Annotated in this window: 25 protein-coding genes and 1 pseudogene; 10 read left to right on the top strand and 16 right to left on the bottom strand. The window is 76.3% G+C overall.

The annotated features are described in order from the left end of the window. Positions 1 to 40: 40 nt before the first annotated feature. From ACIRBY_RS01465 to ACIRBY_RS01455, 3 genes are all read right to left on the bottom strand, one after another. Positions 41 to 1663: a glycoside hydrolase family 20 protein gene (locus tag ACIRBY_RS01465; protein WP_403894366.1), complete on the bottom strand. Its 1623-nt coding sequence runs from the start codon at positions 1661 to 1663 to the stop codon at positions 41 to 43. A gap of 86 nt (positions 1664 to 1749) precedes the next feature. Next, entirely contained in the window at positions 1750 to 2196 is a 447-nt protein-coding gene (locus ACIRBY_RS01460; protein WP_403894363.1) for a heme-binding protein, read from the bottom strand. Between the two features lie 53 nt (positions 2197 to 2249). Next, on the bottom strand, positions 2250 to 3455 hold the full coding sequence (locus ACIRBY_RS01455) for an MFS transporter (protein ID WP_403894360.1): 1206 nt from the start codon (positions 3453 to 3455) through the stop codon (positions 2250 to 2252). A gap of 196 nt (positions 3456 to 3651) precedes the next feature. Here ACIRBY_RS01455 and ACIRBY_RS01450 point away from each other — a divergent pair, with 196 nt between their 5' ends. Further along, on the top strand, positions 3652 to 4104 hold the full coding sequence (locus ACIRBY_RS01450; RefSeq protein ID WP_403894358.1) for a MarR family winged helix-turn-helix transcriptional regulator: 453 nt from the start codon (positions 3652 to 3654) through the stop codon (positions 4102 to 4104). Between the two features lie 25 nt (positions 4105 to 4129). Here the strand turns inward: ACIRBY_RS01450 and ACIRBY_RS01445 are convergent, their stop codons facing one another. The 4 genes from ACIRBY_RS01445 to ACIRBY_RS01430 form a co-directional block, all read right to left on the bottom strand. Beyond that, positions 4130 to 4630 carry a hypothetical protein gene (locus ACIRBY_RS01445; protein WP_403894355.1) on the bottom strand — a complete coding sequence of 167 codons (501 nt, stop codon included), beginning with the start codon at positions 4628 to 4630 and terminating at the stop codon, positions 4130 to 4132. Beyond that, positions 4627 to 5286 (bottom strand): RNA polymerase sigma factor, encoded by a 660-nt coding sequence (locus ACIRBY_RS01440; RefSeq protein ID WP_403894353.1) that lies wholly within the window; start codon positions 5284 to 5286, stop codon positions 4627 to 4629. The genes ACIRBY_RS01445 and ACIRBY_RS01440 overlap by 4 nt, the downstream gene beginning before the upstream one ends. Before the next feature lie 8 nt (positions 5287 to 5294). Continuing rightward, positions 5295 to 5786, bottom strand: coding sequence for an LAETG motif-containing sortase-dependent surface protein (locus ACIRBY_RS01435; protein WP_403894350.1), 492 nt, complete (start codon positions 5784 to 5786; stop codon positions 5295 to 5297). Between the two features lie 149 nt (positions 5787 to 5935). Further along, on the bottom strand, positions 5936 to 7513 hold the full coding sequence (locus ACIRBY_RS01430) for a PLP-dependent aminotransferase family protein (protein WP_403894347.1): 1578 nt from the start codon (positions 7511 to 7513) through the stop codon (positions 5936 to 5938). Between the two features lie 29 nt (positions 7514 to 7542). Between ACIRBY_RS01430 and ACIRBY_RS01425 the strand changes: the two are divergent. Further along, positions 7543 to 8391: pseudogene (locus tag ACIRBY_RS01425) on the top strand (EamA family transporter); the annotation flags it as partial. A gap of 33 nt (positions 8392 to 8424) precedes the next feature. On the opposite strand, the gene ACIRBY_RS01420 reads toward ACIRBY_RS01425, so the two are convergent. Together ACIRBY_RS01420 and ACIRBY_RS01415 are read right to left on the bottom strand one after the other, a co-directional pair. After that, a complete protein-coding gene (locus tag ACIRBY_RS01420) occupies positions 8425 to 9060 on the bottom strand; it encodes a class I SAM-dependent methyltransferase (RefSeq protein WP_403894344.1) in 636 nt (211 codons plus the stop codon). A gap of 113 nt (positions 9061 to 9173) precedes the next feature. Then, a complete protein-coding gene (locus ACIRBY_RS01415; RefSeq protein ID WP_403894341.1) occupies positions 9174 to 10040 on the bottom strand; it encodes a LysR family transcriptional regulator in 867 nt (288 codons plus the stop codon). A gap of 111 nt (positions 10041 to 10151) precedes the next feature. Here ACIRBY_RS01415 and ACIRBY_RS01410 point away from each other — a divergent pair, with 111 nt between their 5' ends. Further along, positions 10152 to 10751 carry a short chain dehydrogenase gene (locus ACIRBY_RS01410; protein ID WP_403894338.1) on the top strand — a complete coding sequence of 200 codons (600 nt, stop codon included), beginning with the start codon at positions 10152 to 10154 and terminating at the stop codon, positions 10749 to 10751. A 78-nt stretch (positions 10752 to 10829) separates the two neighbouring features. On the opposite strand, the gene ACIRBY_RS01405 is transcribed toward ACIRBY_RS01410, so the two are convergent. Continuing rightward, positions 10830 to 11204, bottom strand: coding sequence for a YbjQ family protein (locus tag ACIRBY_RS01405; RefSeq protein ID WP_366454615.1), 375 nt, complete (start codon positions 11202 to 11204; stop codon positions 10830 to 10832). A 198-nt stretch (positions 11205 to 11402) separates the two neighbouring features. Here ACIRBY_RS01405 and ACIRBY_RS01400 point away from each other — a divergent pair, with 198 nt between their 5' ends. Next, entirely contained in the window at positions 11403 to 11924 is a 522-nt protein-coding gene (locus ACIRBY_RS01400; protein WP_403894335.1) for a hypothetical protein, read from the top strand. Between the two features lie 84 nt (positions 11925 to 12008). On the opposite strand, the gene ACIRBY_RS01395 is transcribed toward ACIRBY_RS01400, so the two are convergent. The 4 genes from ACIRBY_RS01395 to ACIRBY_RS01380 all read right to left on the bottom strand — a co-directional run bounded on the left by ACIRBY_RS01395 (position 12009) and on the right by ACIRBY_RS01380 (position 15935). Next, on the bottom strand, positions 12009 to 12938 hold the full coding sequence (locus tag ACIRBY_RS01395) for an AAA family ATPase (RefSeq protein ID WP_403894333.1): 930 nt from the start codon (positions 12936 to 12938) through the stop codon (positions 12009 to 12011). A 4-nt stretch (positions 12939 to 12942) separates the two neighbouring features. Continuing rightward, positions 12943 to 14160: an RNA ligase gene (locus tag ACIRBY_RS01390; RefSeq protein WP_403894329.1), complete on the bottom strand. Its 1218-nt coding sequence runs from the start codon at positions 14158 to 14160 to the stop codon at positions 12943 to 12945. A gap of 166 nt (positions 14161 to 14326) precedes the next feature. After that, complete coding sequence (locus tag ACIRBY_RS01385) at positions 14327 to 15304, bottom strand: tellurite resistance/C4-dicarboxylate transporter family protein (protein WP_403894326.1); 978 nt, start codon at positions 15302 to 15304, stop codon at positions 14327 to 14329. Positions 15305 to 15308: 4 nt separating this feature from the next. After that, entirely contained in the window at positions 15309 to 15935 is a 627-nt protein-coding gene (locus ACIRBY_RS01380; RefSeq protein ID WP_403894323.1) for an alpha-ketoglutarate-dependent dioxygenase AlkB, read from the bottom strand. A 97-nt stretch (positions 15936 to 16032) separates the two neighbouring features. Between ACIRBY_RS01380 and ACIRBY_RS01375 the strand changes: the two genes are divergently transcribed. Continuing rightward, positions 16033 to 17727, top strand: coding sequence for an AMP-binding protein (locus ACIRBY_RS01375; protein WP_403894320.1), 1695 nt, complete (start codon positions 16033 to 16035; stop codon positions 17725 to 17727). Here the strand turns inward: ACIRBY_RS01375 and ACIRBY_RS01370 are convergent. Further along, positions 17724 to 19799, bottom strand: coding sequence for a SpoIIE family protein phosphatase (locus ACIRBY_RS01370; protein WP_403894317.1), 2076 nt, complete (start codon positions 19797 to 19799; stop codon positions 17724 to 17726). The genes ACIRBY_RS01375 and ACIRBY_RS01370 overlap by 4 nt on opposite strands. Before the next feature lie 167 nt (positions 19800 to 19966). Further along, positions 19967 to 20581, bottom strand: coding sequence for a hypothetical protein (locus ACIRBY_RS01365; protein WP_403894314.1), 615 nt, complete (start codon positions 20579 to 20581; stop codon positions 19967 to 19969). 136 nt (positions 20582 to 20717) lie between these two features. Between ACIRBY_RS01365 and ACIRBY_RS01360 the strand changes: the two genes are divergently transcribed. The 5 genes from ACIRBY_RS01360 to ACIRBY_RS01340 all read left to right on the top strand — a co-directional run bounded on the left by ACIRBY_RS01360 (position 20718) and on the right by ACIRBY_RS01340 (position 24932). Then, positions 20718 to 21395, top strand: coding sequence for a response regulator transcription factor (locus ACIRBY_RS01360; RefSeq protein ID WP_403894311.1), 678 nt, complete (start codon positions 20718 to 20720; stop codon positions 21393 to 21395). Positions 21396 to 21465: 70 nt separating this feature from the next. Beyond that, entirely contained in the window at positions 21466 to 22839 is a 1374-nt protein-coding gene (locus ACIRBY_RS01355; protein WP_403895230.1) for an ATP-binding protein, read from the top strand. Between the two features lie 113 nt (positions 22840 to 22952). Next, on the top strand, positions 22953 to 23738 hold the full coding sequence (locus ACIRBY_RS01350) for a class I SAM-dependent methyltransferase (protein WP_403894308.1): 786 nt from the start codon (positions 22953 to 22955) through the stop codon (positions 23736 to 23738). Positions 23739 to 23903: 165 nt separating this feature from the next. Then, positions 23904 to 24419: a universal stress protein gene (locus ACIRBY_RS01345; protein WP_403894305.1), complete on the top strand. Its 516-nt coding sequence runs from the start codon at positions 23904 to 23906 to the stop codon at positions 24417 to 24419. A gap of 87 nt (positions 24420 to 24506) precedes the next feature. Then, positions 24507 to 24932, top strand: coding sequence for a hypothetical protein (locus ACIRBY_RS01340; RefSeq protein ID WP_403894302.1), 426 nt, complete (start codon positions 24507 to 24509; stop codon positions 24930 to 24932). Positions 24933 to 25447 lie beyond the last annotated feature (515 nt).

Genomic DNA, 25447 nt, shown 5'->3' with positions numbered 1-25447 from the left:
CCCTGCCGGGCGGACGCCGGTGACCGCCCAGCGGTCGCGGTCAGGGCCCGAGACGGCCGGCGAGGGCCTGGAAATCGGGCCAGGAGGCCTGCGGCGGGCGGGGGTCCCAGAGCTTCTGGGAGAGCGCGGCCAGCGGCATCCGGATGCCGGCGGCCACCTGGGCCGGGGTCTGGGAGGCCGCCAGGTCGCACCAGACGGCGAGGCGGGCGCCGAGGACCTGCGGGTCGTACGCGGCGGGGACGGCGGTGCTGCCGCGCAGGACGAGCGGCGTCCACTGCTCGTAGATCCGCTTGCCGGTGGGGTAGGTGAACTGGTTGGGCTCGCCGAGGACGTAGTAGAGGTACTCGTCGTTGAGGTTGACCACCTTGCGGCCCGCGCTCAGGTACTCCGTCGGCGGCCGGGCGCCGTACTCCTTGCCGGTCCAGTACTCGGCCTGGATGTCCGGGGCCGCCCGGGCGACACCGCCCGCGAAGATCCCGTCGTTCCACGCCTTGAGCGCCTTGCCGGAGGGGCGGACCACCGCGGCCCGGTCGTTGAGCCAGCCCGTCGCCAGGTCCTGCACCCGGGCCGTTGCCCCGTAGCGGGCGCGCGCGGCGCGTGCGAGCTGCGGGAAGGAGGCCTCCGGGTCCTTGACGACCAGTGCCTGGTACTCGTCGGCGCCCAGGTGCCAGGCTCCGGCCGGGAACAGCGGCAGGTACTCGCGCAGCAGGTCGTCCACGAGCCTGGCCGACGCCGGGTCGGATATGTCCACGGCGCCCTTGACGGCCCGGCCCGACGCGTCGCGCAGCTGCAGTTCCGGGTGGGCCCGCAGCACCGCGCCGAGGTGGCCGGGCGAGTCGATCTCGGGGACGACCGCGATGTGCAGCCGGGCGGCGAGCGCCGTGATCCGCCGGACGTCGGCCTTGGTGAGGTGCGGGGTGGAGACGATCTCGGGGTGCGTGTCCGACGCGATCCGGAAGGCCTGGTCGTCGGAGAAGTGCAGGCCGAGCTGGTTGAGCTTGAGGTCGGCCATCTCGCGCAGCCGGTCCTCGATCCACTCGGGGGCGAAGTTCTTGCGGGCGATGTCGAGGTTGAGCCCCCGCTGCGGTTTGGCCGGGGCGTCCTGCACCGTGCCCTCGGGGGCCGCCCCGGCCCCGCGTATCTCCTGCTTGAGGGTGCGGGTGCCGTAGAAGACGCCCGCCTCGTCGGGGCCGGTGATGGTGACCCGGCCGTCCCGGACGGTGAGGGTGTAGGACTCGGGCGCCCCCTTCGCCCCGAGGGCCAGCCGGACGTCGCCGGGCCGGGCCTGGTCGGACTCGGCGTACCCGAGGTGCAGCTCGCCGGCCAGCAGCCGGGCCTCGTCGGAGAGCGCCGCGCTGTCGGCGGGGGCCACGAGGACCCGGCCGGCGGGCGCGGGCTTCCAGCCGGGCCCCCGGGCCGGCGTGTGCTCGCGGACGGCCGGGACGGTGCGCGGGGCGCTGGACAGCGGGTACGAGGAGGCCGGCGGCGGGGTCGGGGTGGCGGAGGCCGGCGGAGGACTCCCCGGCGGGGCGGTGGCGCCGGGGGCGGCGCCCGTGTCCTCGGCTCCCGCGGAGCACGCCGGAACGGCGAAGGAGACCAGGGCGGCGGCCGCTGCCGTCGCGATGGCCCGTCCCGTGCCGTGCCTTCTCTTCGTCCGCCTCATGATGCACCGGTCCCCCGTACCAAGCTGGCACGGGGGACCGGTGCGCGCGACCCGGCACGCAAGGGGGCGCCCCGGGCCGGGCGGGCTCAGGCGCCGGAGTCGGCGCGGCCGAGGGCCTCCAGGGCGGCCTCGCCGAAGGCGTGGTCCTGCTCGGGGGCGCCGCCGCCGATGCCGACGGCTCCGACGAGATGGCCGTCGCGGTGGACCGGGAGGCCGCCGGCGATGAACAGCAGCGGGCGGTCGAGGGCGGTGGGCAGGGAGTGGAAGGGACCGCCGGGCAGGACGGCCTCGGTGAGGGCGGCGGTGGGGGCGTCCAGCTGGAGGGCGGTGTAGGCCTTGCGGGTGCTGGTCTCGCCGGAGATAAGGACGGCCCGGTCGTCGCGGCGGAAGGCCAGCGGGTGGCCGCCCGCGTCCAGCACGGTGACGCTGACCGCGACCCCGGCCGCCCCGGCTGCGGTACGGGCGGCGGTGACGAGCAGTTCGGCGTCCTCGGTGGTCAGCGGGGAGACGGCGGTACGGGTGGTGCGGGACATGCGGTGTGCTCCTGTGCGGGTGTGGATCGGTGGGGGGTGGATCGGTGGGGGGGTCAGTGGTGGACGGGGGCGGGGGCGGCGGGGGTCCCGGCCGCCACGACCCGGCTCGCGCCCGCCGTACGGCGCTCCAGCGCGCCGGAGACGAGGGCCAAGGCCAGGGCGGAGGCGGCGAGGGCGGCGCCGACCCAGTTCGGGGCGGTCCAGCCGAGGCCGGCGCCGATGACCAGACCGCCGAGCCAGGCGGCGAGGGCGTTGCCCAGGTTGAAGGCGCCGATGTTGACGGCGGAGGCCAGCGTGGGGGCGCCCGCGGCCTGGTCGAGGACCCGCTTCTGCAGCGGCGGCACGGTCGCGAAGCCCAGGGCGCCGATGAGGGCGACCGTGACGGCGGCGCCCGCCTTGCTGTGGGCGGTGAGGGTGAAGGCGGCGAGGACGAGGGCCAGCGCGCCCAGGGACGCGTACAGCATCGGCATCAGCGCCCGGTCGGCGAAGCGGCCCCCGACGAGGTTGCCGGCGACCATGCCCAGGCCGAAGAGGACCAGCAGCCAGGTCACGGAGGTGTCGGCGAAGCCGGCGACGTTGGTCAGCATCGGGGTGATGTAGGTGATCGCCGCGAAGACGCCGCCGAAGCCGAGCACGGTCATGGCCATCGCGAGCAGCACCTGGACGTTGCGGAAGGCTGCCAGTTCGTGGCGGATCCGCACGCCCTCGGGGCGGGGCAGCTCGGGGACCAGGCGGGCGATGCCCAGCAGGCCGACGACGCCGAGGGCGGCGACGATCAGGAAGGTGACGCGCCAGCCGAGGTGCTGGCCGACGAGGGTGCCGAGCGGGACGCCGACCACGTTGGCCACGGTCAGGCCGGTGAACATCAGGGCGATGGCGCCGGCCTTGCGCTCGGGCGCGACGAGCCCGGCCGCGACGACCGCGCCGATCCCGAAGAAGGCGCCGTGGGCGAGGGAGGCGACGACCCGGCCGGCCAGCATCACCCCGAAGGTCGGGGCGAGCGCCGAGAGCACGTTGCCGGCGACGAACAGGCCCATCAGCAGCATCAGCATCCGCTTGCGGGGGACGCGGGTGCCGAGGACGGTCATCACGGGGGCGCCGAGGACGACACCGAGGGCGTAGCCGGTGACCAGGAAGCCTGCGGTCGGGATCGAGACGCCGTATCCGGCGGCGACCTCGGGCAGCAGGCCCATGATCACGAACTCGGTGGTGCCGATCCCGAAGGCCCCGATGGCGAGGGCGAGGAGCGCGAGAGGCATGGGCGTGCGGCCCTTCAGGGTGGGGGGAGGTCGGTGCGGGAGGAGCGGCCGGAAGATTGCGCCAGCCGTTTACCGTCGCCCACATTAATTGCAGACGCCTGATATTCGCAAGCGCGGGCTATTGCGCGCGTCCCCTATCCTGGGTCGTACGCGCACGCGCGCGCCGCGGGCGTGCGCCTTGACGACGGAGGAGCCCATGACGGCCACGGACAGCGCCCCCGCCCCCCTCGCCCAGGGCTGGTGCGCCCTCTCCCTCCTCCACGGCCGCATCGAGGCCCACCTGGAGCGGGCCCTGCAGGCGGGGCACGGGCTGAGCGTGCGCGAGTACTCCCTGCTGGACGTGCTCAGCCGCCAGCACGACGGGCCGGGCGGGCACCTGCGGATGAACCAGGTGGCGGAGTCGGTGGTGCTCAGCCAGAGCGCGACGACCCGGCTGGTCAGCAGACTGGAGGACCGGGGACTGCTGAACCGCTACCTCTGCGACACGGACCGGCGCGGCATCTACACCGATGTGAGCGGGGCGGGCCTCGACCTGCTGGCCGAGGCCCGCCCCACCAACGCGGCCGCCCTGCGCGAGGCCCTCGACGAGGCCGCCGGCCGCCCGGAACTGGCCCCGCTGGTGGCGGCCGTCGAGAACCTGCACGGATAGCCCCCGGCGGGGGGACCCGGGCCCGCTACCTCGGAGGGCTCGGGAAGGCGGACGGCTGTCCGGCGCCCGACCCGGAGGACGGCACGGCCGAGCCCTGCACCGGGCCGTGCGTCGGCGGGGGCGCGGGAGTCGTGCGCGGCGGGCGCGCCGAAGGGGCCGACGGCGTCGGCGTGGGGCGGGGGCTCGCCGCCCCCGTGGACGGCTGCGACGGCACCGGCGAGGGCGTCGCGCTCGACGGCCCGCCCGGGGTCGGGGTCGGTGTCGGGGTGAGCTCCGGCGGCGCGGCCGGCGGAACCGGGCGGGGCGGGACCTCGTCCGGGCCGAGGACCAGGTAGCCCGCCAGGGCCGCCGCCGCCAGGCCGGACAGCCCCGCGAGGCCCCAGGCCGCACGGCGCAGCCGGACGCGGGGCGCCTTGAGGTGCGGGCCCGGCGGGTCGGCCGGGCGCAGCGAGCGCACGGTGACCTCCTCGGCCCGGGCCGCCATGGCCTGCCGCAGCCGGCGCTCCACGGGGCGTTCGCCGGTCATACCCTTCCCTCCAGAATCCGTTCCAGCGCGTCCAGGGCGCGGCTGGCGTTCGACTTCACCGAGCCCCGGCTGATGCCCAGGGTCTCGGCGATCTCCGCCTCGCTGAGGTCGGCCCAGTACCGGAGCACCAGTACCTGGCGGCGGCGCGGGGTCAGCCGGCCCAGCGCCGCCAGCACCTCGCGGTGCGCCTCGTCCAGGACGACGGACGCCTCGGCGGAGGGCACGTCGGCCGTGGCGGGCGGCACCCACGCGCGGGCCGTGCGGCGGCGGCGCAGCACGGAGCGCGCGGTGTTCACGACGGAGGTGCGCAGGTAGCCCAGCGCGTTGTCCACCTCCGTGATCCGCTCCCCGTGCCGCCTGTAGAGGGCGGTGAAGGCGTCCTGGACCACGTCCTCGGCGGTCCCCAGGTCGTCCACGAGGAGCACCGCGAGGCGGACCATGGACAGCCGGTGGGCGTGGTAGAGCTCGCTGACGGTCGGCGCGGGGTCGCCGGCGTCCCCCCGGCCGGCCGTGCCGTAGGTGTACGGGTAGGGGTGCGCGCCGGGTCCGGCCGGCGGGGCGGGGCTTTCGCGTCGGGTGAGCCACCACCACAAGCCCCGCCACGCCCGGAAGGAACCGGGCGCGGCGGGGCCGGCGGACGGTGCGAGTGCGAGCACGTGTTTCCTCAGTTGCCGGCGCGGCGCCGCACGGTGAAGAGGGCGCCCGCGCCGACGGCGATGAGCCCGGCCGCTCCGGCGCCGAGGGCGACGGTGGTCGCCGAGGAGCCAGTATGCGCGAGCTCGGAGCCCTCGCCGGAACCGGGCGCCCCCGAGGGGACGGCGGACGGCTGTCCGCTGCCGGGCTGCGAGACGGACGGGCTGGGCGTGGCGCCCGGCGGCAGCGAGGGCATGGCCGAGGGCTGGCCGCTGCCGCCGCCCGGGTGGGTCGGGACCGGGGTCGGCTTGCCGCCGGGCTGGGCGGGCACGGCGGAGGGCTGGCCGTTGGCCGGCTGCGAGGGCACCGGGTGCGGCGCCGCCGAGGTGGAGGGCGGCGCCGGCGTGGCGGAAGGCGCCTGCGCGGCGAAGGCCGGCCCGCCGAGGGCGACGACCGCCCCGGTGGCGGCGGCGACGGCGGCCGCCCGGCGGGCGGACAGGGGAACGCGCTTCAGGTTCTTCACGGTGCATCTCCACGGTCGGGTCCAGGGCGCGGAACTTCGCCCTTCACCCCCGCACGACGCGCGGGTCCGCGATCGGTTGCCGCCGTTCCCGAAATATTTTCCGCGGGATCCGCCGGGGTCCGCCGTAGGCGCGGGATGCCCCGGCGGCGTCAGCGCCGTGGGCCCCGGGTGCAGGTGCGCAGGGCCCGGCCCAGCAGGGCCACGCCCTCCTCGATCTCGGCGGCCGCGCCGGCGGCGTAGCCGAGGACCAGGCCCGGCGGGCCGGGGCGCAGGCGGTGCCAGGACAGCGGGTGGGACTTGACCCCGAGGGCCAGTGCGGCGGTGGCCAGCGCCGTGTCGGGGAAGGACGCGCCGTCGAAGGTGACCATCAGGTGCAGGCCCGCCGCCGCGCCGTGCACCCGGGCGCCGGGCAGGTGCCGGGCGACGGCACCGAGCATCGCGTCCCTGCGGCGGCGGTGGCGCCGGCGCACGAAGCGCAGGTGGCGCTCCAGTTCGCCCGAGTCCATCAGCCGTGCCAGCACGAGCTGGGCGAGGACCGGGTTGCCGAGGTCGGCGTACCGCTTGGCGTCGACGACCTCGTCGCGCATCCGGGGCGGGACCAGCAGCCAGCCCAGCCGCAGCGCGGGCGCGAGCAGTTTGGAGACGCTGCCGGCGTAGCAGACGGACTCCGGCGCCAGGGCCCGCAGGGCGGGGACGGGGGCGCGGTCGTAGCGGTGCTCGGCGTCGTAGTCGTCCTCCAGGACCAGTCCCCCGGCCGCCGCCCAGGCCAGCAGCCGGCGGCGGCGCTCCCCGTCGAGCACGACCCCGGTCGGGAACTGGTGGGCGGGGGTCAGCAGGACGGCCCCGGCGCCGCTCCCCCGCAGCGCGGCCACGTCGAGCCCCGCCCCGTCCACCGGGATCCCCACGGTGTCCAGTCCGCCGTGCTCCAGCTGCTGCCTCGCCCCGAGCGAGCCGGGGTCCTCCACCGCCACCCGGTGCACGCCGGCCCCGCGCAGTACCGCCGCGAGCAGTCCCAGGGCCTGGGCGACCCCGGCCACCACGACGACCTCGCCGGGGTCCGCGCGGATCCCGCGGTTGCGGGCCAGCCACCCGGCGACGGCCTCCCGCAGGGCGGGTGCGCCCTGCGGGTCCCCGTAGCCGAAGTCTGCGGCGGTGAGGCCGGCGAGCACCCGGCGCTCGGCCTGGAGCCAGGCGGTGCGCGGGAAGGCGGTGAGGTCGGGCACGCCGGGCGAGAGGTCGATCCGGCACGGCACGGCGCGCAGGGCGTCGACCGGCCCGCCGCGGGGCGCGGCGGGCCGGTCCGCACCGGCGGGCGGCGGGGGCGGCGGGGCCGCGACGACCACGGTGCCGCCCCGGCCGCGGCCCGCCACCTGGCCGGTCTCGGCGAGCCGCTGGTAGGCCTCCGTCACCAGACCGCGCGAGACGTTCAGTTCGGCGGCCAGGACCCGGGTGGCGGGCAGCCGGCTGCCGACGGGCAGGGTGCCGTCCGCGATGGCGGCCCGCAGCCGGCCGGCGAGCCACTCGGTGCGGCCGCCCTCGGGGGCCCGGCCGATGTCGAGCTGGAGGAAGTCGGAGCCGGTGCTGGAGGAGCCGGTCGTGGAGGAGCCGGCGGTGGAGGCGTAGGCGGTGGAGGCGTAGGCCGGGGCGGAGGAGGTCGTGGCGGAGCCGGCCGGGGCGGAGCCGGCGGTTGTGGACCTGTCGTCGGGGGCTTCTTTGGACCTGCTCACCGGGCCATTGTGCCCCCAGGCTGGTCCGTATGAGCACCTCCCCCTCCCTCCCCGCAGCCTCCGTGCGCGACCTGGCCCCCGGGGTCGTCGGCATGGCGCTGGTCGGCAGCAGCGTCACCGTCTCGCGGTCCCTGTCCGAGGCCCCGCTGTTCACCGCCCAGGCGGTGCGCTACGCGGCCGCCGCGCTGCTCCTCGTCCTCCTCGCCCGGGCCGCCGGGGTCCCGCTGCCGCGCCCGCGGGGGCGGGAGTGGCTGTGGCTGGCCGGGGTGGCGGTGACCGGTCTGGTGCTGTTCAACGTGGCCGTCGTCCGGGGGGTGGGGCACGCCGAGCCCGCCGTGATCGCCGTCGCCGTGGCCTCCGTACCGGTCGTGCTCGGGGTGATCGGCCCGCTGCTGGAGCGGCGCCGGCCCAGCCGGCGGGTGCTGCTGGCGGCGCCGGTGGTGGTCGCGGGGGCGGTGCTGGTCCAGGGGGCCGGGCGTACGGACGCCGCCGGGGTGGGCTGGGCCGCACTGGCGCTGGCCTGCGAGGCGGGGTTCACACTGCTGGCGGTGCCGGTGCTGGGGCGGCTCGGGGCGTGGGGGGTGTCCGTGCACGCGGTGTGGATGGGGGCGGTGGTGCTGGCGGGGCTGGCGTCGTCCACGGAGCCGGCGTCCGCCGTGACGGAGCTCGGGGCGGCGCAGTGGGCGGCGGTGGGCTACCTGGCGGTGCTGGTGACGGCGGTGGCGTTCCTGCTCTGGTACCGCACGGTGGCGGCCGTGGGCTCGGGCCGGGCGGGGCTGCTGACGGGGGTCGCCCCGCTCGCGGCGGCCGGTGCGGGCGCGCTGTCGGGCGGCGGCGTGCCGGGGCCGGCCGTGTGGCTGGGCCTGGCGGTGGTGGTCGGCGGCCTGGCGGCGGGGCTCCGCGGCGGGGCCTCAGGCCAGGGGGCGCCGCGCGTAGCAGAAGAGGTGCTCCTCGGGGTCGGCGAGGCCGCCGGCGGGGTGGAACGGCACGGTCTCGTGGTGCAGCACCTCCAGCCCCGCCGCCTCGATCCGGCGCCGGTACTCCTGGGCGGAGAGGCTGCTGACGGTGACCCGGTGGCCCATGAACTCGATGTCGAGGCGGTCGATGTCGCCCGGGACGGTGGCGACGACGAGGTAGCCGCCGGGCGCCGTCCAGGAGGCCATCCGCTCCAGTGAGGCCGCGATCTGCGACTGGTCCATCATCAGGAGCGGGAAGAAGGCGCAGACCGCGTCGAAGCCGTCGGGTCCGGGCGGGGCGTAGGTGCGGACGTCGGCCTGTTCGAAGCGGGCCCCGGGGACCCGGGTGCGGGCGAGGGCGACCATCTCGGCGGAGACGTCGATCCCGGTCACGGCGCAGCCGGCGCGGACCAGGGTCTCGGCCGTGGGGCGGCCGGTCCCGCTGCCGACGTCGAGCACGCGGGCGCCGCGGGGCAGCCGCCCGGTGAGCCAGTCCAGGGCCTGCCGCTGGGCCGGGATGCCGCCGAACGCCTCCTCGTAGCGCTCCGCGAGCGCGTCGAACACCTCTGCGGCGGTCTTGCCTGCGGTCATCGTGCGGCCCTGCCTCTCGTTCTCGTCCTCGTCCTCGTCCCCGGCGTCCGGGGCCCTGTGCGCAGGATGCCCGCCGCGGGGGCCGCCCGTACGCGGGAACGCCCGAAAAGGCCTCAACCGCTGACCGCCTCCCGGACCGCGGCGAGGAACTCGGGGGTCCCCGGGTGCGTGGGGTGGTGCGGGTAGGACAGGTAGACGGTGGCCGGCGGTGCGTCGGAGACCGGGACGAAGCGGACGCCCGGGTGTCCGTGGCTCTCGGCGGTGCCCGCCGTCGCCACGCCGAAGGCGCCGCCGGTGGCGATCAGGTTCAGCCACTCGTCGACGTTGCCGACCGCGACCGTCCGGGCCGGGCGCCGGTGCGGCGGCCACAGGTCCGGCGAGGCGGTGCCGGCCTCGGGCCAGACGGCCAGCGGCAGTACCGGGCCGGAGGCGAGCTCGGCGAGCAGGACGCCGTCCCGGTCGGCGAGCGGGTGGTCGTCGGGCAGGGCGGCGACCCGGTCCTCCGCGTAGAGGGCCTCGCTGCGGATCCGCGGGTCTTCGGGGCGGATGCGCAGGACGGCGACGTCGGCGTCCCCGGTGGCGAGGCCCGCGGTGCCGTTGTCGCGCCGGACCACGTCGAGCGGGGTGCCGGGGTGCGTACGGCGCCACGCGCGCATCAGCGGTACGGTCTGCCGCCCGAGCACCGCGCAGGTGTAGCCGAGGCGCAGCGGGCGGGACACCGCCCGGGTGTCGGCGAGGGCGGCGTCCAGGTGGGAGAGGATCGCCCGGCCGTGTCCGAGCAGGGTGGCGCCGGCCGCGGTGAGGGCCAGGTGCCGGGAGGAGCGGTCCACCAGCCGGACGCCGACGCGGGTCTCCAGTTGGGCCAGGGTCCGCGAGAGGGCGGGCTGCGTCATGTGCAGGCGGGCCGCGGCGGCGGTGATCGTGCCGGCTTCGGCCACCGCGTCGAGCGCCCTGAGGTGCCGCAGTTCCACGTCGTCCATGCCTGTGGAGCATAGTCGCTGCCCAGACGGCATTTCCGGACGGCCCGCGCGGTCCCTAGCGTCGGGGGTGCACGGGGGAGGTTCCCCCGGGCGGGGACCTTGGAGGTCGGGATGAGGATTCTGCTGGTCGGCGCGGGCGGCACGCTGGGGAGCGCCGTGCGCGAGGCGCTCGCGGCGCGCGGGCACGAGGTGGTCGGCGTGGGCCGCTCGGGCGGCGACCTGGTGGCCGACGTCACGGACCCGGAGCAGGTGGCCCGCCTCTACGCGCAGGCGGGGCCGCTGGACGCGGTGGCGGTCGCCGCCGGCGACGCCGTGTTCCGGCCGCTGTCCGAGCTGACCCCGGACGACTTCGCGGCGACGTTCCGGGGCAAGGCGCTGAGCCAGATCGAGCTGGTCCGCCAGGGCGCCGGGCACGTGGCCCCGACCGGCTCGTTCACGCTGATCAGCGGCGTCCTCGCGGAGCAGCCGATCCTGGCCGGCGCGGCCGCCTCGGCGGCGAACGGCGCGGTGGAGGCCTTCGTGCGCGCCGCGGCGATCGAACTGCCGCCGCAGCGGATCAACGTGGTGAGCCCGACGGTCGTCGAGGAGTCCCTGCCGGCCTACGGCCCCTTCTTCGCCGGGATGGAGGCCGTGCCCGCGGCCCGTGCGGCGACCGCCTTCGTGCGGTCGGTCGAGGGGGCGCAGACGGGCCAGGTCTACCGGGTCCACTGACGGGCCCGGGCGCGGCCACGGCGCCGTCGCGTCCCGGGCCCGCCGGTCAGCCGGTCAGCCGGTCAGCCGGTCAGCCGGTCAGCCGCCGGCGGGCACCAGGACGACGGCCGTGCCGTACGCGCACACCTCGGTACCGACGTCCGAGGCGTCCGTGACGTCGAAGCGCATCATCAGCACCGCGTTGGCACCGCGGGCCTTGGCCTGTTCGATGAGCCGGTCCATGGCCTGGTTGCGGGTCTCCACGAGTGTCTTGGTGAGGCCCTTCAGCTCGCCGCCGATCATGGACTTCAGGCCGGCGCCGATCTGGCTGCCGAGGTGCCGGGAGCGCACGGTGAGCCCGAACACCTCCCCGATGACCTGCTCGACGCGGTAGCCGGGCACGTCGTTGGTCGTGACGACCAGGACGCCGGTCTGCTGGGCGCCGGGGCCGCCGCCGTAGTCTTCGATACCCATGCGCCCCACTCTGGCTCGGGGCGCTGCGGCCCGCATCTTCGCGGACCCCAGGAACACATTGGGCATATCGGGCTAAGCGGCGGCGCGCCGCCGGGAGCCCCCACGGCCGTCGTCGTCATAGTCGTGCCTGGCGGCCGCCGGGCCGCCGCGCCTCGCCGCGCAGCGCGGCGAGCGGGAGTCTTCCCAGAGGAGCCGCTCATGCTCAAGCCCACCAGGACCATCCTCGCCCTGGCCGCCGGAAGCCTGGTGCTCGGCCTGGTCGGCGGGGGCGCCGCCGTCGCGGACCAGGGTCCGGCGGCCCACGGCGGAGCCCGTCTCGACGGCCCCCGGGACGGGAGGGACGACGACGACTCCTACGACGAGGACGGCGGCCACCACAAGCACCGCTACTCCCTGGGCAAGGTCGTCTCGCGCGGGCCGCTGAGCGTCCGCAGCGAGCCGACCACCCACTCCCACCTCCAGTACAAGGTGTACCCGGGCGAGACGCTGGCCCTGAAGTGCAAGACGCGCGGCGAGAACGTCGCCGGGAACGACATCTGGTACCTGATCGACCCGGGTGACGACTGGAAGGACGACAAGCGGGACGACTGGAAGGACGACACCGACGGCGAGGGCCGCTCGAAGCTCCGCGACCGCATGACCCACGACCGCTACGAGCACGACTGGGTCTCGGCCCGCTACGTCAAGGACCTCAAGCCCGTCCGGTGGTGCCGCGACTGACCGCGACCGGTCACGACCGTCCCGGCCGCCGTGCGCGCCCCGCCTCCGCGGGGGCGGGCACGGCGGCCGGCCGCGTACCCCGGATCAGAAGTCGCCGTAGTTGACCTGCCAGGTGGGCAGGCCCATCCGGCGCCAGACCGCGACCACCCGGTCCCGGTCGTCGAGGGACACGCGCACCGCGTAGCGCTCGCGCACGTGCGCGTCGAACAGCTCGGCCTTGACCACGTCGTCGCGGCGCGTGTCCCCCGCCGCGCGCATCCACAGCTCGTCGTAGGGCACCGCGTGCGCCCGCAGCCAGGACTCGGTCTGCGGCCGGTGCTCCTCGCCGCGCCCCGACAGCAGCACGATCCGGTCCCCGCCGCGCCGGAAGGCGTCCAGCGCGTGCCGCACCGGCTCGTTCAGCAGGTCCAGCTCGCAGCGCGAGAAGTCGTACGGGCCGCGGTCCCCGGTCAGGGCGAGCGTGCCGTCTATGTCGCACATCACGGCCGCGGGCAGCGCCGGGTCCGCGGCGTACGGCCTTACCGGCGGCTGGTCGTTGAGCCACTCCGCGGTCAGCCGCCAGCCGCCCTTGCGGGCCTTCGCGTGCTTCTCGGCCAGGATCCGGATGATCTCCTCGCCCACCGGCCGTTCCCGCGCGGCGTCGCGGCGCAGGCACTCCTCGACGGGCACGTCGGTGAAGTCGTGCACGACGAACCGCGCCCGGCCGGCCACGGCCGCCTTGAGCCGTTTGGGGATGTGCGAGGTCAGGTGGGTGTTGTCGACGACCACGTCGAAGCCGTCCGCGACGGCCGCGGCGACCGCCGCGTCCTGGACGGCGAGCACGGTCTGCTCGTGCTTGTACGAGCGGCCCCGCTCGGGGTCCGGTACGTCGAGCATGGCCCGCAGGTCGTCGAGGTTGACCCGGCGCATCCGCCCGGCCGCTTCCGTCTGGAGGGCGCGCGCGGCGGTGGTCTTGCCCGAGGCCGGCAACCCCGTCATGACGTGGACCACGGGGAGTTCGGGCTCTTCGGACACGATGTCAGTTCTCCTCGTCGGTGGTGAAGGGATCGGCCGTCTCGGGCCGCACGGCCCGCCAGGTGACGAGCTCGGTGGTGCGACCGTCCAGCCGCATGAACATGGCGCCGCGCAGGTCGCCGTCCCGGAGCTCCCGCACGGCCCGGGCGAAGGCGCCGCGGTCGTCCGCGAGGTGCTCGAACCGCTCGTAGGCCTCGTCGATGGCCCGCTCCCGGCGCGCGAACTCCTCCTCCAGGCCCGCGATCACCTCGCGCACCCAGGTGTCGAACTCGTCGGGGACCTGCTCCAGCAGCGCGTCCAGGGGGCGGCCGCCCCGGGAGCGGATGCCCCCGAGCTCGGCGACCGAGAGCCCCAGGCCCTGGGCCAGGCGCTTGGCGGAGGTCCCGGAGAAGCGCTGGACGCCGTGGCTGCGCCAGATGTCCCGCTCGGTGACGCCGGTGAGCAGCTTGTGCAGGCGCACGTACTCGGAGAGCTTGGCCTTGGCGCGGACGCCGGAGGCGAACCGCAGGACGAAGCCCTCGGCGTCCATCCCGGTGGCCGGGCCGCCGCCGGGCAGCGTGTTCGACTCGGCGAGCGCCAGGAGTTCGGGCAGCGGCATGGCGGGCCACACCTTCACGACGGAGCCGATGCCCTCCCAGTGGACGGCGGCCTCGGCGAGCGGCACCTCGGCGCCGGCCGGGTCGAAGGCGGCGAGCAGGACGAGGTCCCGGCGGTCGCCGTAGTCGACGACGATCCGGTTCTGCGGGTACAGGATCTCGGCGAGGTAGGTGGTGCCGGGCACGAGGGCCGCGGTGTCGCGGGCGTCGAGGCGGCGCTGGGCCCAGGACGCCTGGGAGCTGATGAAGGAGCCCTTGGAGGCGACGTGCCACCGGCCCGCGTAGTGGAAGACGACGGCGAGGCTGCCGTCGACCTTGTCGTACACCTCGAACGGCTCGTCCGGCAGGGCGGGCGCGTAGGGCTGGCCGGACTCGTGCTCGCCGACGTTGAAGAACTTCGGCAGCGGCAGTGCGACGACGGCTCCGGTGGCGTCGTCGGCGACGAGGCCCCGGCAGCGCGTGGTGACCTGGTTCCAGACCCGCTCGTACTGCGCGCTGCGCGTGTACGTGTAGATGGACAGCGGCAGTTCGGGGTGCCGCTTGCGGGTCACGTACCCGGCGTCGACGGCCTCCGCCAGTGCCTGCGCGGGCATCAGGTCATGGAGAGTCAGGTGGTCCTGGCTCATGGGTTCCTCCCGGTTCGAGATGGCTCATTCTCACGTGCGGAAGGGGCCGCCCGGTACTTAATTACGACTGGTCACGGGCCTGTAGCGGGGCTGTGACACGTCCCGTACCGGTGCGGGACGCGGAGCCCGCCGGACCTGCGGACGGCGGGGTCGGCGGGGTCGGCGGTCACCCGGAACGCGGGCGGTGCGGCCGGCGGGAGCGCGGGAAGGCCGTGAGGGTGAGGAGCCAGGCGGCGAAGGTGAGGACCCAGGCGCCGACCGCGATCCACAGCAGCACCTCGCCCAGCGGGCGCAGCCAGGCCGGGCCGGTCACGGAGGCGGCGGTGAGGCAGGCGGTGGCGGTCATGCCGAGGGGGAAGACGGTGGACCAGCGGCGGATGTCGTAGCCCGGGCGGGGGCTGCGGACCTCGGCGGCGAGCAGGACGGCGTACCAGGCGAGGGAGAGCGCGAGCGCGGTCAGGGTGGCGGCGCTCAGGACCGTGTGGGCCGGGCCGGCGGCTCCGACGGGCGAGGCGGTGAGCTTGGCGCCGGCCAGGGCGGTGATGGCCAGGGCGCCGCCCGCGACCCAGTGGTCGCCCGCGCCGCCGCACACCTCGCGGAGGTCGAAGCGCTGGAGGGCCAGCGCGTACAGGAGGACGCCCAGACAGAAGAGGACGAGCGCGGCCCGTGCCAGCCAGGCGAGGTGGTGGACGGTGGACAGGGCCGCTCCCAGGACGGCGAGTCCCTGGGTGGCGACGCAGACGAGGAAGACCACGCCCGGCATGCGGCGCCGCCAGTGCCGCAGGACGCCGAGGAGCAGCCAGGGCCAGATCAGGGCGGCCAGGGCCAGCAGGGCCGCGGCCGCGTCCTGCCGGCCGAGCTGGGAGATCCGGGTGCCGAGCACCGTGGTGGCGGCGACGGCGGTGAGGGCGGCCGGGGTGTCGGCCTCGGCCCGGAAGCGGCCCCGGTCACCGGCGAGCCGGGCGGTGAAGTCGGCGGCCAGCAGGAGCCAGAGCGCGGCGGAGACGGCCAGTGCCGCGAGGGAGAGGAGGCGGCGGCCCGTCAGTTCCAGGCCGACGGACAGGATTCCGGCGGCCATGACGGCGCCGCCCGCCGCGGGCGGGAGTGCGGCCCACCAGCCCCGCAGAAGGCTCCGGCTGCGCATGGCCTCACAGTACGCCGCGGGTGCGGAACTGGACGCTGATGCGGGGGCCGACGGCGCGCGCCGTCTTGGGGACGGCGTGCTCCATGGTGCGCTGGCAGGAGCCGCCCATCACCACGAGGTCGCCGTGGCCGAGCGGCAGGCGCAGCAGGGTGGGGCCGCCGTCGCGGGGGCGCAGGACGAGGTCGCGGGGGTCTCCGACGGAGAGGATCGCCACGAGGGTGTCCTCGGTGGCGGAGCGGCCGTTGCGGTCTCCGTGCCAGGCGACGCTGTCGCGGCCGTCGCGGTAGAGGCAGAGCCCGGCGGTGACGAAGGGTTCGCCGAGTTCGGGGGCGTAGTACCGGCCGAGGGCCTCGCGCGCCTCGGTGAGCACCGGGTGCGGGAGGGGGTCGCCGGCCCGGTAGAAGGCCAGCAGGCGGGGCACCTCCACCTCGCGCTCGTACATCTGCCGCCGCTCGGCGTGCCAGGGCACCCCGGCGGCGAGCTGTTCGAACAGCGCGTCGGCCCCGGACAGCCATCCGGGGAGCCGGTCGACCCAGGCGCCGGCCCCCAGCTCCGTGCGCTCCACCGCCGTGAGGGGGCCGAGCCGGATCTCGTCGGTCTGGTCGAAGAGGGACCCCTGGAGTGCGTGCATGGTTCGACCCTACTCCCCTGTCCGAACATGTGCTCGATTAGCGGGGGTGTGAATCCCACCCCTCGGGATCTGGCGGGACGGGCCCCTGGAGGCGATCATGGGCGGGCGCCGGGCCACGAGCCGGGCGCGCCCGCCGCCGTCCCGGCTCCCCGCCCAGGAGGTACGTGTGTCCGTCGCGTCGAGTTGTGCGTCCGGGAGCGCCGAGGTCCCGCTCCTGGAGGAGACGATCGGGGACAACCTCGACCGGACCGTACGGAGCTTCCCCGACCGGGACGCCCTCGTGGACGTGGCCGCCGGCCGCCGGTGGACCTACCGGGAGCTGGCCGCCGACGTGGACGCCCTCGCCCTCGGGCTGCTGGACCTCGGGATCGAGCGGGGGGACCGCGTGGGCATCTGGGCGCCCAACCGCGCGGAGTGGACGCTCGTCCAGTACGCCACCGCGAAGATCGGGGCCATCCTGGTCACGGTCAACCCGGCGTACCGCTCGCACGAGCTGGAGTACGTCCTCAACCAGTCCGGGACCAGGCTGCTGGTCGCGGCGGAGCGCTTCCGGAGCTCCGACTACGCGGGGATGGTCGAGGAGGTCCGGCCGCGCTGCCCCGACCTGGAGTTCACGGTCCTGTTCGACGGGCCGCTGTGGGAGTCGCTGCTGGAGCGCGGCCGTCGGGGCGATCGGGCGGCGCTGGCCCGGGCTGCGGCCGGCCTGCACCCGGACGACCCGATCAACATCCAGTACACCTCCGGGACCACGGGCTTCCCCAAGGGCGCCACCCTCTCGCACCGCAACATCCTCAACAACGGATTCTTCGTCGGGGAGCTGTGCGGCTACACCGAGGCGGACCGGGTGTGCGTACCGGTGCCCTTCTACCACTGCTTCGGCATGGTCATGGGGGCCCTGGCCTGCACGAGCCACGGCGCGGCACTGGTGATCCCGGCGCCGGCCTTCGACCCGGCGGCCACCCTGGCGGCGGTGCAGGCCGAGGCCTGCACCTCCCTGTACGGGGTGCCCACCATGTTCATCGCCGAGCTGGCCGCCCCCGGCTTCGACGGGTACGACCTGTCGAGCCTGCGGACCGGGATCATGGCGGGCTCGCCCTGCCCGGTGGAGGTGATGAACGAGGTCATCGAGCGGATGGGGATGACCGAGGTGTCCATCTGCTACGGCATGACGGAGACCTCGCCGGTGTCCACGCAGACCCGCGCGGACGACTCGGTCGAGCGCCGGGTCTCCACGGTCGGCCGGGTGGGCCCGCACCTGGAGGTCAAGGTGGTCGACCCGGAGAGCGGCCGGACCGTCCCGCGCGGCACCCCCGGCGAACTGTGCACCCGGGGCTACTCGGTGATGATCGGCTACTGGGGCGAGCCGGGCCGGACCGCCGAGGCGGTGGACCGGGAGGGCTGGATGCACACCGGCGACCTGGCGGTGATGGACGCGGACGGCTACCTGAGCATCACCGGCCGGATCAAGGACATGGTGATCCGGGGCGGCGAGAACCTCTACCCGCGCGAGATCGAGGAGTTCCTCCACGCCCACCCGGACGTCCTGGACGTCCAGGTCATCGGCGTCCCCGACCCGAAGTACGGGGAGGAGCTGATGGCCTGGGTGCGGATGCGGGAGGGGGCCGAGCCTCTCACCGCCGAGTCCGTGCGCGCGTACTGCGACGGCCGGCTCGCCCACTTCAAGATCCCGCGCTACGTGCACGTGGTGGACGAGTTCCCCATGACCGTCACCGGCAAGATCCGCAAGGTCGAGATGCGCGCGATGGCCGCCCGCCTGCTGGAGGAGTCCTAGGACCCGTCGCCCCTACGGCTGAGCCGGGCCAGGACGAGGACGGTGTCGTCGGTCGCCCCGTCGGGCAGCAGGGCCGCGAGGATCCGGTCGGCCTCCCGCTCCAGCGGCCCGGCGGCCCGGGCCAGCTCGGCGCGCAGGGCGTCGAGCCCCTCGTCGATGTCCTGGCCGCGCGCCTCGACGAGGCCGTCGGTGTACAGGGCCAGGACGGCCCCGTCGGGCAGTTCGGCCCCGCTGGTGCGAAAGGGGACGCCGCCGACGCCGAGGGGGACGCCGAGGACGCCGCCGAGGGTCTCGACGGTGCCGTCGGGGTGGCGCACCAGCGGCGGGGGGTGTCCCGCGTTGGCGATGCGGGCGCGGCCGGTGCGGGGGTCGTAGAGGACGTAGAGGCAGGTGGCCAGTTCGACGCCGGTGTCCCGGGCGGTCGTGTCGAGTTCGGCGAGCAGGGCCCCGGGGTCGGGGCTGTGGCGGGCCAGCGCCCGGGCCGTGATGCGCAGGCTGCCCATGGAGGCGGCGGCGGGCACCCCGTGTCCCATGACGTCGCCGACGACGAGCGCGACCCGGCCGTCGGGCAGGGCGATCACGTCGTACCAGTCGCCGCCGACCTCGGTGGCGCGGCTGCCCGGCAGGTAGCGGTGGGCGACGCTCACGTGCGCGGTCTCGTCCGGGGCCGTCGGCAGCAGGGCGCGCTGGAGGGTGAGGGAGATGTCCTGGACCCGGCTGTAGAGGCGGGCGTTGTCCAGGCACAGGGCGGCGCGCGAGGCGATCTCGCCGGCGAGGCCGAGGTCCTGCCCGGTGAAGGCGGGGCGGGCGGCGGACCGGCCGAAGAGGGCGATGCCCTGGACGTGGCCGCGGGCGATGAGCGGGGCGACGAGGACGCAGGCCAGGCCGCTGTCGAGGATCCGCCGGGCCCGCTGGTCACGGCCGACGGTCCGGGCGGTGAACTCGTCGACGCTGACGCTGACCGGGCGTCCCGTGCTCAGCATCCGGTGGATGCTGGAGCCCGGCGGGTACGTCACCCGGTCCAGGGAGGACAGCAGCTCGGCGGCGGGCGGCGGCAGGACGGTGCCGGTGGCGATCCGGCGGGTGATCAGGGGCAGGTCCGGGTCGAAGGCCTCGGACGGGTACATCCACTCGACCATCTCCACGACGGAGCCGTCGCAGAAGTCCGGCACGGTGGCGTCGACCAGCTCGCGGGCGGTGGTGTCCACGTCGAGGGTGGTGCCGATGCGGGCGCTGGCCCGGTCCAGCAGGGCCAGGCGCCGGCGCGCCGCGGTGGCCTCCAGCAGGGCCCGCTCGCGGTCGGTGACGTCGACGAGCAGTCCGCCCACCCCGCGCCCCGTGCCGACCGCCCCGCTGAGGGGGAAGAGGCTGACGGAGCGCACCTGGTCCACGTCGGGGCGCCCGGCGGTGCGCATCCCGACCAGGACGCCGACCAGGGGGCGGCCCCCGTCGGCGACGGCGCGCAGCATCCGGCGGAACTCGCCGCCGTCGGTGGTGATCATGATCTCGCCGGTGTCGCGGCCCAGGTGGTCGGCGACGGGGATCCCGTCCATGTCAGCCAGCGCCTGGTTGAGGTGGACGTAGCGCAGCTGCTCGTCCAGCATCACCAGCCCGATGGGGCAGGTCTCGAAGAGGGCGTCGAGGAAGGCGAGGTTCGTCTTCACCCGGTCGAGCTCGTCGCCCCTGCTGGCCAGGGCCATGACCACCGTGCCGTCGTCGCGGTCGGCGGAGCCGGTCACCGGGAAGGCGCGGAAGCCGCAGTCGAAGACGGTGCCGTCGCGGTGCCGGACGGGCAGCCGGACCCGCCAGTAGCCCAGGGCCAGGGCCCGCTCCACCAGCCGCTCGGCCGGCCCGGGGCCTTCGGCCGGCTCCGGGAAGAGGGCGGCCGCGGGGCGGGCCAGCGCGGCGGGGGCCTCGTACCCGAAGAGCTCCCGCGCGCCCGGGCCCCAGTACCGGACGCGGCCGGCGGGGTCCAGGCCGAGGACGGCGACGGGCACGTGCTCCAGCAGCGAACCGGGCTCGGAGCGGAGCGGCCCGGCAGACGGCGCGCCCCCCGGCTGGTCCGACGGCACGAGTCGCCTCCTCTGCCCGGGGCACGCCCGGTGGCCGCGTCCGCCCGGACGGGGGCGGAGGGCTCCCCTACATTCTGCGCGCCATCCCCCGGGGCGGCCCCCGGGACACACGGCGGCCGGGACGGACGCCGGGTCGGGGGCCGGGCCGGGGGCCTGGCGCGGGCGGGCTAGGCCTTCGAGAGGGGGGTGTTCGCGGTGGGGGTGCCGTCCGTGCCGGAGAGGGTCACCGCGTGGCGGACGCCGTCCGGGCCGAGGACCACGGCCTGCCAGGCGCTGCCGCCGCCCTCCTGGGGTATCGCGCGCAGGGCCTCGACCTTGCCGCCGGGGACGGCCGTGGCCGCCTTCTGCGCGGCCTGGTCGATCGGCAGCTGGGGCAGCGGGGCGGGGGCCGCCGGGGCCTTCTTCGCGAAGCTCCCGGGCGCGCCGGCGCCGTCCTGGACCATCGGCTTCTTCGGGTGGGGGCGCCGGCCCTCGCGTCCGCCGTCGTGGCCGCCGCCGTGCCTGCCGCCGTGCTCGCCCTCGTGGTCGGGCTCGGACCAGGCCGGGCGGCCGCCCTTGGCCATCGGGTCGTGGTGGCCGTGGTGGTGGCCGGCGACCGCCACGGCCGCGGCCCCGCCGCCCACGATCACCGCGGCAGCCGCTCCGGCCACCGCCCAGCGCGCGCCGGCGCCGCGGGACACCACGCGGCCCAGGCGACCCTTGCGCTTGGCCGCGCCGTCACCGGCGACGGCCTCGGTCTGCGGCTCGGGGCTCTGCTCGGGCTGCGGGAAGGACTCTGACATGGCGGGACTCCTCGGGAACCACCGGGCACCGCACCCGGCTCGCCCCAGAGCCTGCCGAGGCGATGCTGAAGCCCACCTGAAGCCTGCTGAAGACCCCTTCAGCAAAGCGCCGGCCGGGCCTGAGACCCTGGTCGGCATGCGCGTACTGGTGGTGGAGGACGAACGGCGGCTCGCCGCTGCCCTGCAGCGGGGCCTCCAGTCCGAGGGCTTCTCGGTGGACGTGGCCCACGACGGCCCGCAGGGGCTGTGGATGGCCTGCGAGCACGACTACGACCTGATCGTGCTCGACATCATGCTGCCCGGCCTCAACGGCTACCGGGTCTGCGCCAGGCTCCGCGCGGCCGGCAACGAGTCCGGGATCCTGATGCTCACCGCGAAGGACGGCGAGTACGACGAGGCGGAGGCCCTGGACACCGGGGCCGACGACTTCCTCTCCAAGCCCTTCTCCTACCTGGTCCTGGTCGCCCGGCTGCGCGCGCTGGGCCGGCGCACCGGCCGCCGGGGCCCGCAGTCGCTCCGGGTCGGCGACCTCCTGCTGGACCCGGCCCGCCACCTGTGCTCGCGGGGGGACACGGAGATACGGCTGACCGCGAGGGAGTTCGCCGTGCTGGAGTACCTGGCCCGGCGGCCGGGCGAGGTGGTGCCCAAGCGCGAGATCCTGGAGCAGGTGTGGGACAGCGCCTTCGACGGCGATCCCAATGTGGTCGAGGTGCACGTCAGCGCGGTGCGCCGGAAGATCGACGCCCCGTTCGGCCGGTCCGCCCTGGAGACGGTGCGCGGCGTGGGCTACCGGCTGGCGGCCGACGGTGGCTGAGACCGCGGCGGCGCGCGCCCCGCGCGCCCTGGCACCGCTGCTGCGCCGGTGCCGGTCCCTGCTGCGCCGGCTGCGGCCCACCACGGTCCGCGCGCGGGCCACCGCCGGCGCCGTCGTCGTCGTGGCCGTGGCCCTGGCCCTGGCCTCGGTCGCGCTGCTCGGGCTGCTCAGGGCCGGCATGCTGCGCAACGCCGAGCGCGACGCCGAGGAGCAGGCCTCCGCCGTCGCGCAGCTCGCCTCCGGCGGCCGCCTCGACCGGATGCGGGCTCCGCTGCACGGCGCCGACTTCGTGCAGGTGGTCAACGCCCGCGGCCGGGTGCTGCGCGCGACCCCGAACCTGGCCGGTCTGCCCGCGCTCGGGCCCGCCGCCGGGCCCCTGCGTCCGGGCACGGTCTTCCACACCTGGCGGATCCGCCCGCTCGGCGGCGAGCACCGCCAGCGGGTCGTCCAGGTCACCACCCAGACCCCCGACGGCCTGGTCGCCGTCTACGTCGGGACCTCGCTGCGGGACGTGGACGCGGCCGACGACACCACCACCGCCGCGCTCGTCGTCGGCGGGCCGCTGCTCCTGGCACTGGTGGCGCTGGTGACCTGGCGGGTCACCGGCCGCGCCCTGCGGCCCGTCGAGGCGATCCGCGCGGAGGTCGCCGAGATCAGCGACCGCGACCTGCACCGCCGGGTCCCCGTACCGGCCACCGGCGACGAGGTGGCCCGGCTGGCCCTGACGATGAACAGCACCCTGGACCGCCTGGAGTCCTCCGGGATACGCCAGCGCCAGTTCATCGCCGACGCCTCGCACGAGCTGCGCAGCCCCCTCACCGTGCTGCGCACGCAGCTGGAGGTGGCCCTGGCGGTCCGCGACCCCGAGCTGTGGCCGGAGCTGATCGGCGGGGCGCTGGAGGACACCGACCGGCTGGAGCGGCTCTGCTCCGACCTGCTCCTGCTGGCCCGCATCGACGCGGCGCAGCCGGCCGCGTCCGTCCGGCTGGACCTGGGCGACCTGGTGCGGGACGCCGTGGACTCCCGGCTGGGCGACCGGGTCCCCGTACGCGTCCGCGCGGAGGACGGGGTCGTGGTGGAGGGCAGCGAGCTGTGGCTGACGCGGGTGGTGACCAATCTGCTGGACAACGCCCAGCGGTTCGCCGCCGGGCGGGTGGAGCTGACGCTGCGCGCGTGCGGACCCGCGCGGGCGCGGACCGCCGTCCTGGAGGTCCGCGACGACGGCCCCGGCATCCCGCCGGCCGACCGGGAGCGGGTCTTCGAGCGGTTCACCCGCCTCGACGACGCCCGCAGCCGCGACCACGGCGGCGCCGGCCTCGGGCTGGCCATCGCCCGCGACCTGGCCACCCATCACGGCGGCACCCTCGCGGCCGAGCACTCCCCGGGCGGCGCCCGCATGGTCCTGCGGCTGCCCGTGCTCCCGCCGCCGGCCGCAGCGGACTGAGCCGGCACGGGACGGGACCATCCTCCATTCCACAGCTGCCGCCCGTCTGGCTGTTTGCACAAGCATCTGCGAGGCCGTGTACGAAACGGCCCTCGCGGATGCAGGATGCAACCATGAATGTACGCACTCAGGACGGCAGCGCCGGGGACGTGGATTACGGAGCCATCGGTTCCGGCTATGCCTCGTTCCGGCGGCCCGACACCCGTATCGCGCGGTTCATCGCCGAGGCCCTGGGCGAGGCCCGGACGGTCCTCAACGTCGGCGCCGGCGCCGGATCGTACGAGAACGCGGCCCGCGAGGTCACCGCGGTCGAGCCCTCCCGGTCCATGCGCGACCAGCGCCCGGCCCGGCTGGTGCGCGCCGTCGACGCCGTCGCCGAGCACCTGCCCTTCGCGGACGGCGAGTTCGACGGGGCGATGACCCTGTTCAGCGTGCACCAGTGGAGCGACGTCACCCGGGGCCTGCGCGAGATGCGGCGCGTGACCCGGGGCCCGGTGGTCGTGCTCACCTGCGCCCCGCAGCTGGTGCGCGACTTCTGGCTGTACGAGTACGCCCCCGAGGTCCTGGACACCGAGGCCCGGCGCTACCCGCGCGTGGAGGACATCGCCGCGGCCCTCGGCGGCACGGGCACCGTCCACACCGTGCCGATCCCGCTGGACTGCACGGACGGCTTCAACGAGGCCTACTACGGGCGCCCCGAGATGCTCCTCGACCCGGCCGCCCGCCAGGCCTGCTCGGCGTGGAGCTTCGTCGACGACGGGGTGCGCGAGCGCTTCGACGGGAGCCTGCGCCGCGACCTGGAGTCGGGCGCCTGGGACGCCCGCCACGGCCACCTGCGCACGCAGGGCGCGTACGAGGGCTCCCTGGTCCTGGTCCGCGCGACCCCGGACCCCGCCTGACCCGGCCGCCCCGGAGCCCGCGCCGTCCCTCCTGACGGGATCCTGACGCCTGGGGCACGGGTCCATACGGATCGCTGACGGCCGCCGCGCCCGCCCTGCCGTTGAATGGAGCCCGGACACGGCCCGCCGGATCCCGGCGGGCCGATCGGCTGGGGAGGAGCGGTGGTGGGGCGACGCGTGGTGGTGGGCGTGAACGGGAGCCCCGGAAGCCTGACGGCCCTGCACCGGGCCGCCGCCGAGGCCCGGTTGCGGGGCGCGGAGCTGTGGGCGGTGCTGGCCTGGCAGGCCCCGGGCGGGGGCCTGGGCAGCCGCACCTCCTGCGTGTGCTCCCCCTTCCCCGAGTGCCGGGCGGCGGCGGTCGAGCGGCTGCGCGGGGCGCTCGACGCGGCCTTCGGCCAGGGCGGCCCCGGGGTCGCCCTGGCCGGGCGGGCGGTACGGGGCCTGCCGGGGGCCGCGCTGGTCGAGGCCGTCCGGGACGGGGACGACCTGCTGGTGGTGGGCGCCGGCCCGCGCGGCCGGCTGCTGCGCGGCCTGCGGCCTTCGGTGGCCCGGTACTGCCTGGCGCACGCGCCGTGCCCCGTCCTCGCGGTACCGCCGAGCCCGCTGGAGGCCGAACTGCGGGCCGTGCGGCGGCGCAACGCCTGGCACGTCCCGCTGGACGCGCGGGAGGCGGGGGCCTGATCCCCGTAGGGGACGGCGGCGGAACCCGGTCGGCGATTGTCCGATTCGCGTCCCGTCATCACGCGGGGGGCACGCTAGGATCACGGCGTGGTCACAGCCCGGTCCTCGCGCCTGCCGCGGCCCCGCCCCCGCGCGGGTCTGCCGCACCTGCTCGGGCTGGTCCTGCTGCTCCTGGGCCTGGTCTGCGCGCACGGCGCCGGCGGCTCCCACAGCACCACCGACCACGCCACCCCGCAGCATCCCCCGGCGCACTCCGTCACCACCCGGGCCGACGCCGCGGCTCCCGCGGCGGGTGCCCCGGAGCGTCACGACCCGGCGCACCCGGTCCACCACTGCGTGCCCCTGCCGCCCCGCGCGGCCTCCGCCGTCGACGCCCCGCCCTCCCCGGCGGCGCCCGCCGAGGGCTGCGCCCCGGTCGGCGGCGCCGCCCCCCGCGGCGCGGTGCGCGCGGCCGGGCCGGCCGGCGACACCGCCCCGGCCGTCACCAGAAGCTCCGCCGTCCTGCGGGTGTAGGCACCGGGGTCCACGCCGCCGGCGACCCCGCGCACAGCCGTGCCCGGGAGCAGCCCCCGCGATCCCCCGCCTCCCCGCGCCCCTTCCGGGCCGGGGCGCGTCCGCCGCACGGAGGTCCGGTGCCCACCCACCCCCACGCACGCCCCTTTCATCCCGTTTCGTCGCATAGTGCCGTCCTGCTCGTCGCCCTGGTCGGCGCGCTGCTGTGCGCGGCCCTGTCCTGCTCCTCCGTCCCGCACGCGCCCGTCGCGGACGGCTCACCGACCGCTGGAGCCGCGCTCCAGTCCGGACCCACGGGGACCGCAGGGCACCCGCACCCCGACCCGGCCCACGGCTTCGCCTGCTCCCCCTCCGACCCGGCCCCCTCCCTCCGGTCCGGCACCACCCCGACCCCCGGGGAGGCACGGCCCCCGGCGGCTCCCGGGCACGTCGCGGCCGCCGCGCCGCCGACCGCCGGCGGGCCCGCCCGGGCCCGTTCCGGACGTTCCACTCTGGCCGTCGTCTGCCGGTGGCGG

Source organism: Streptomyces sp. NPDC096136 (assembly GCF_044763325.1).
In the GTDB taxonomy this organism is placed as follows: Bacteria; Actinomycetota; Actinomycetes; order Streptomycetales; family Streptomycetaceae; genus Streptomyces.
This window is presented reverse-complemented; position numbering and strand designations above follow the sequence as displayed.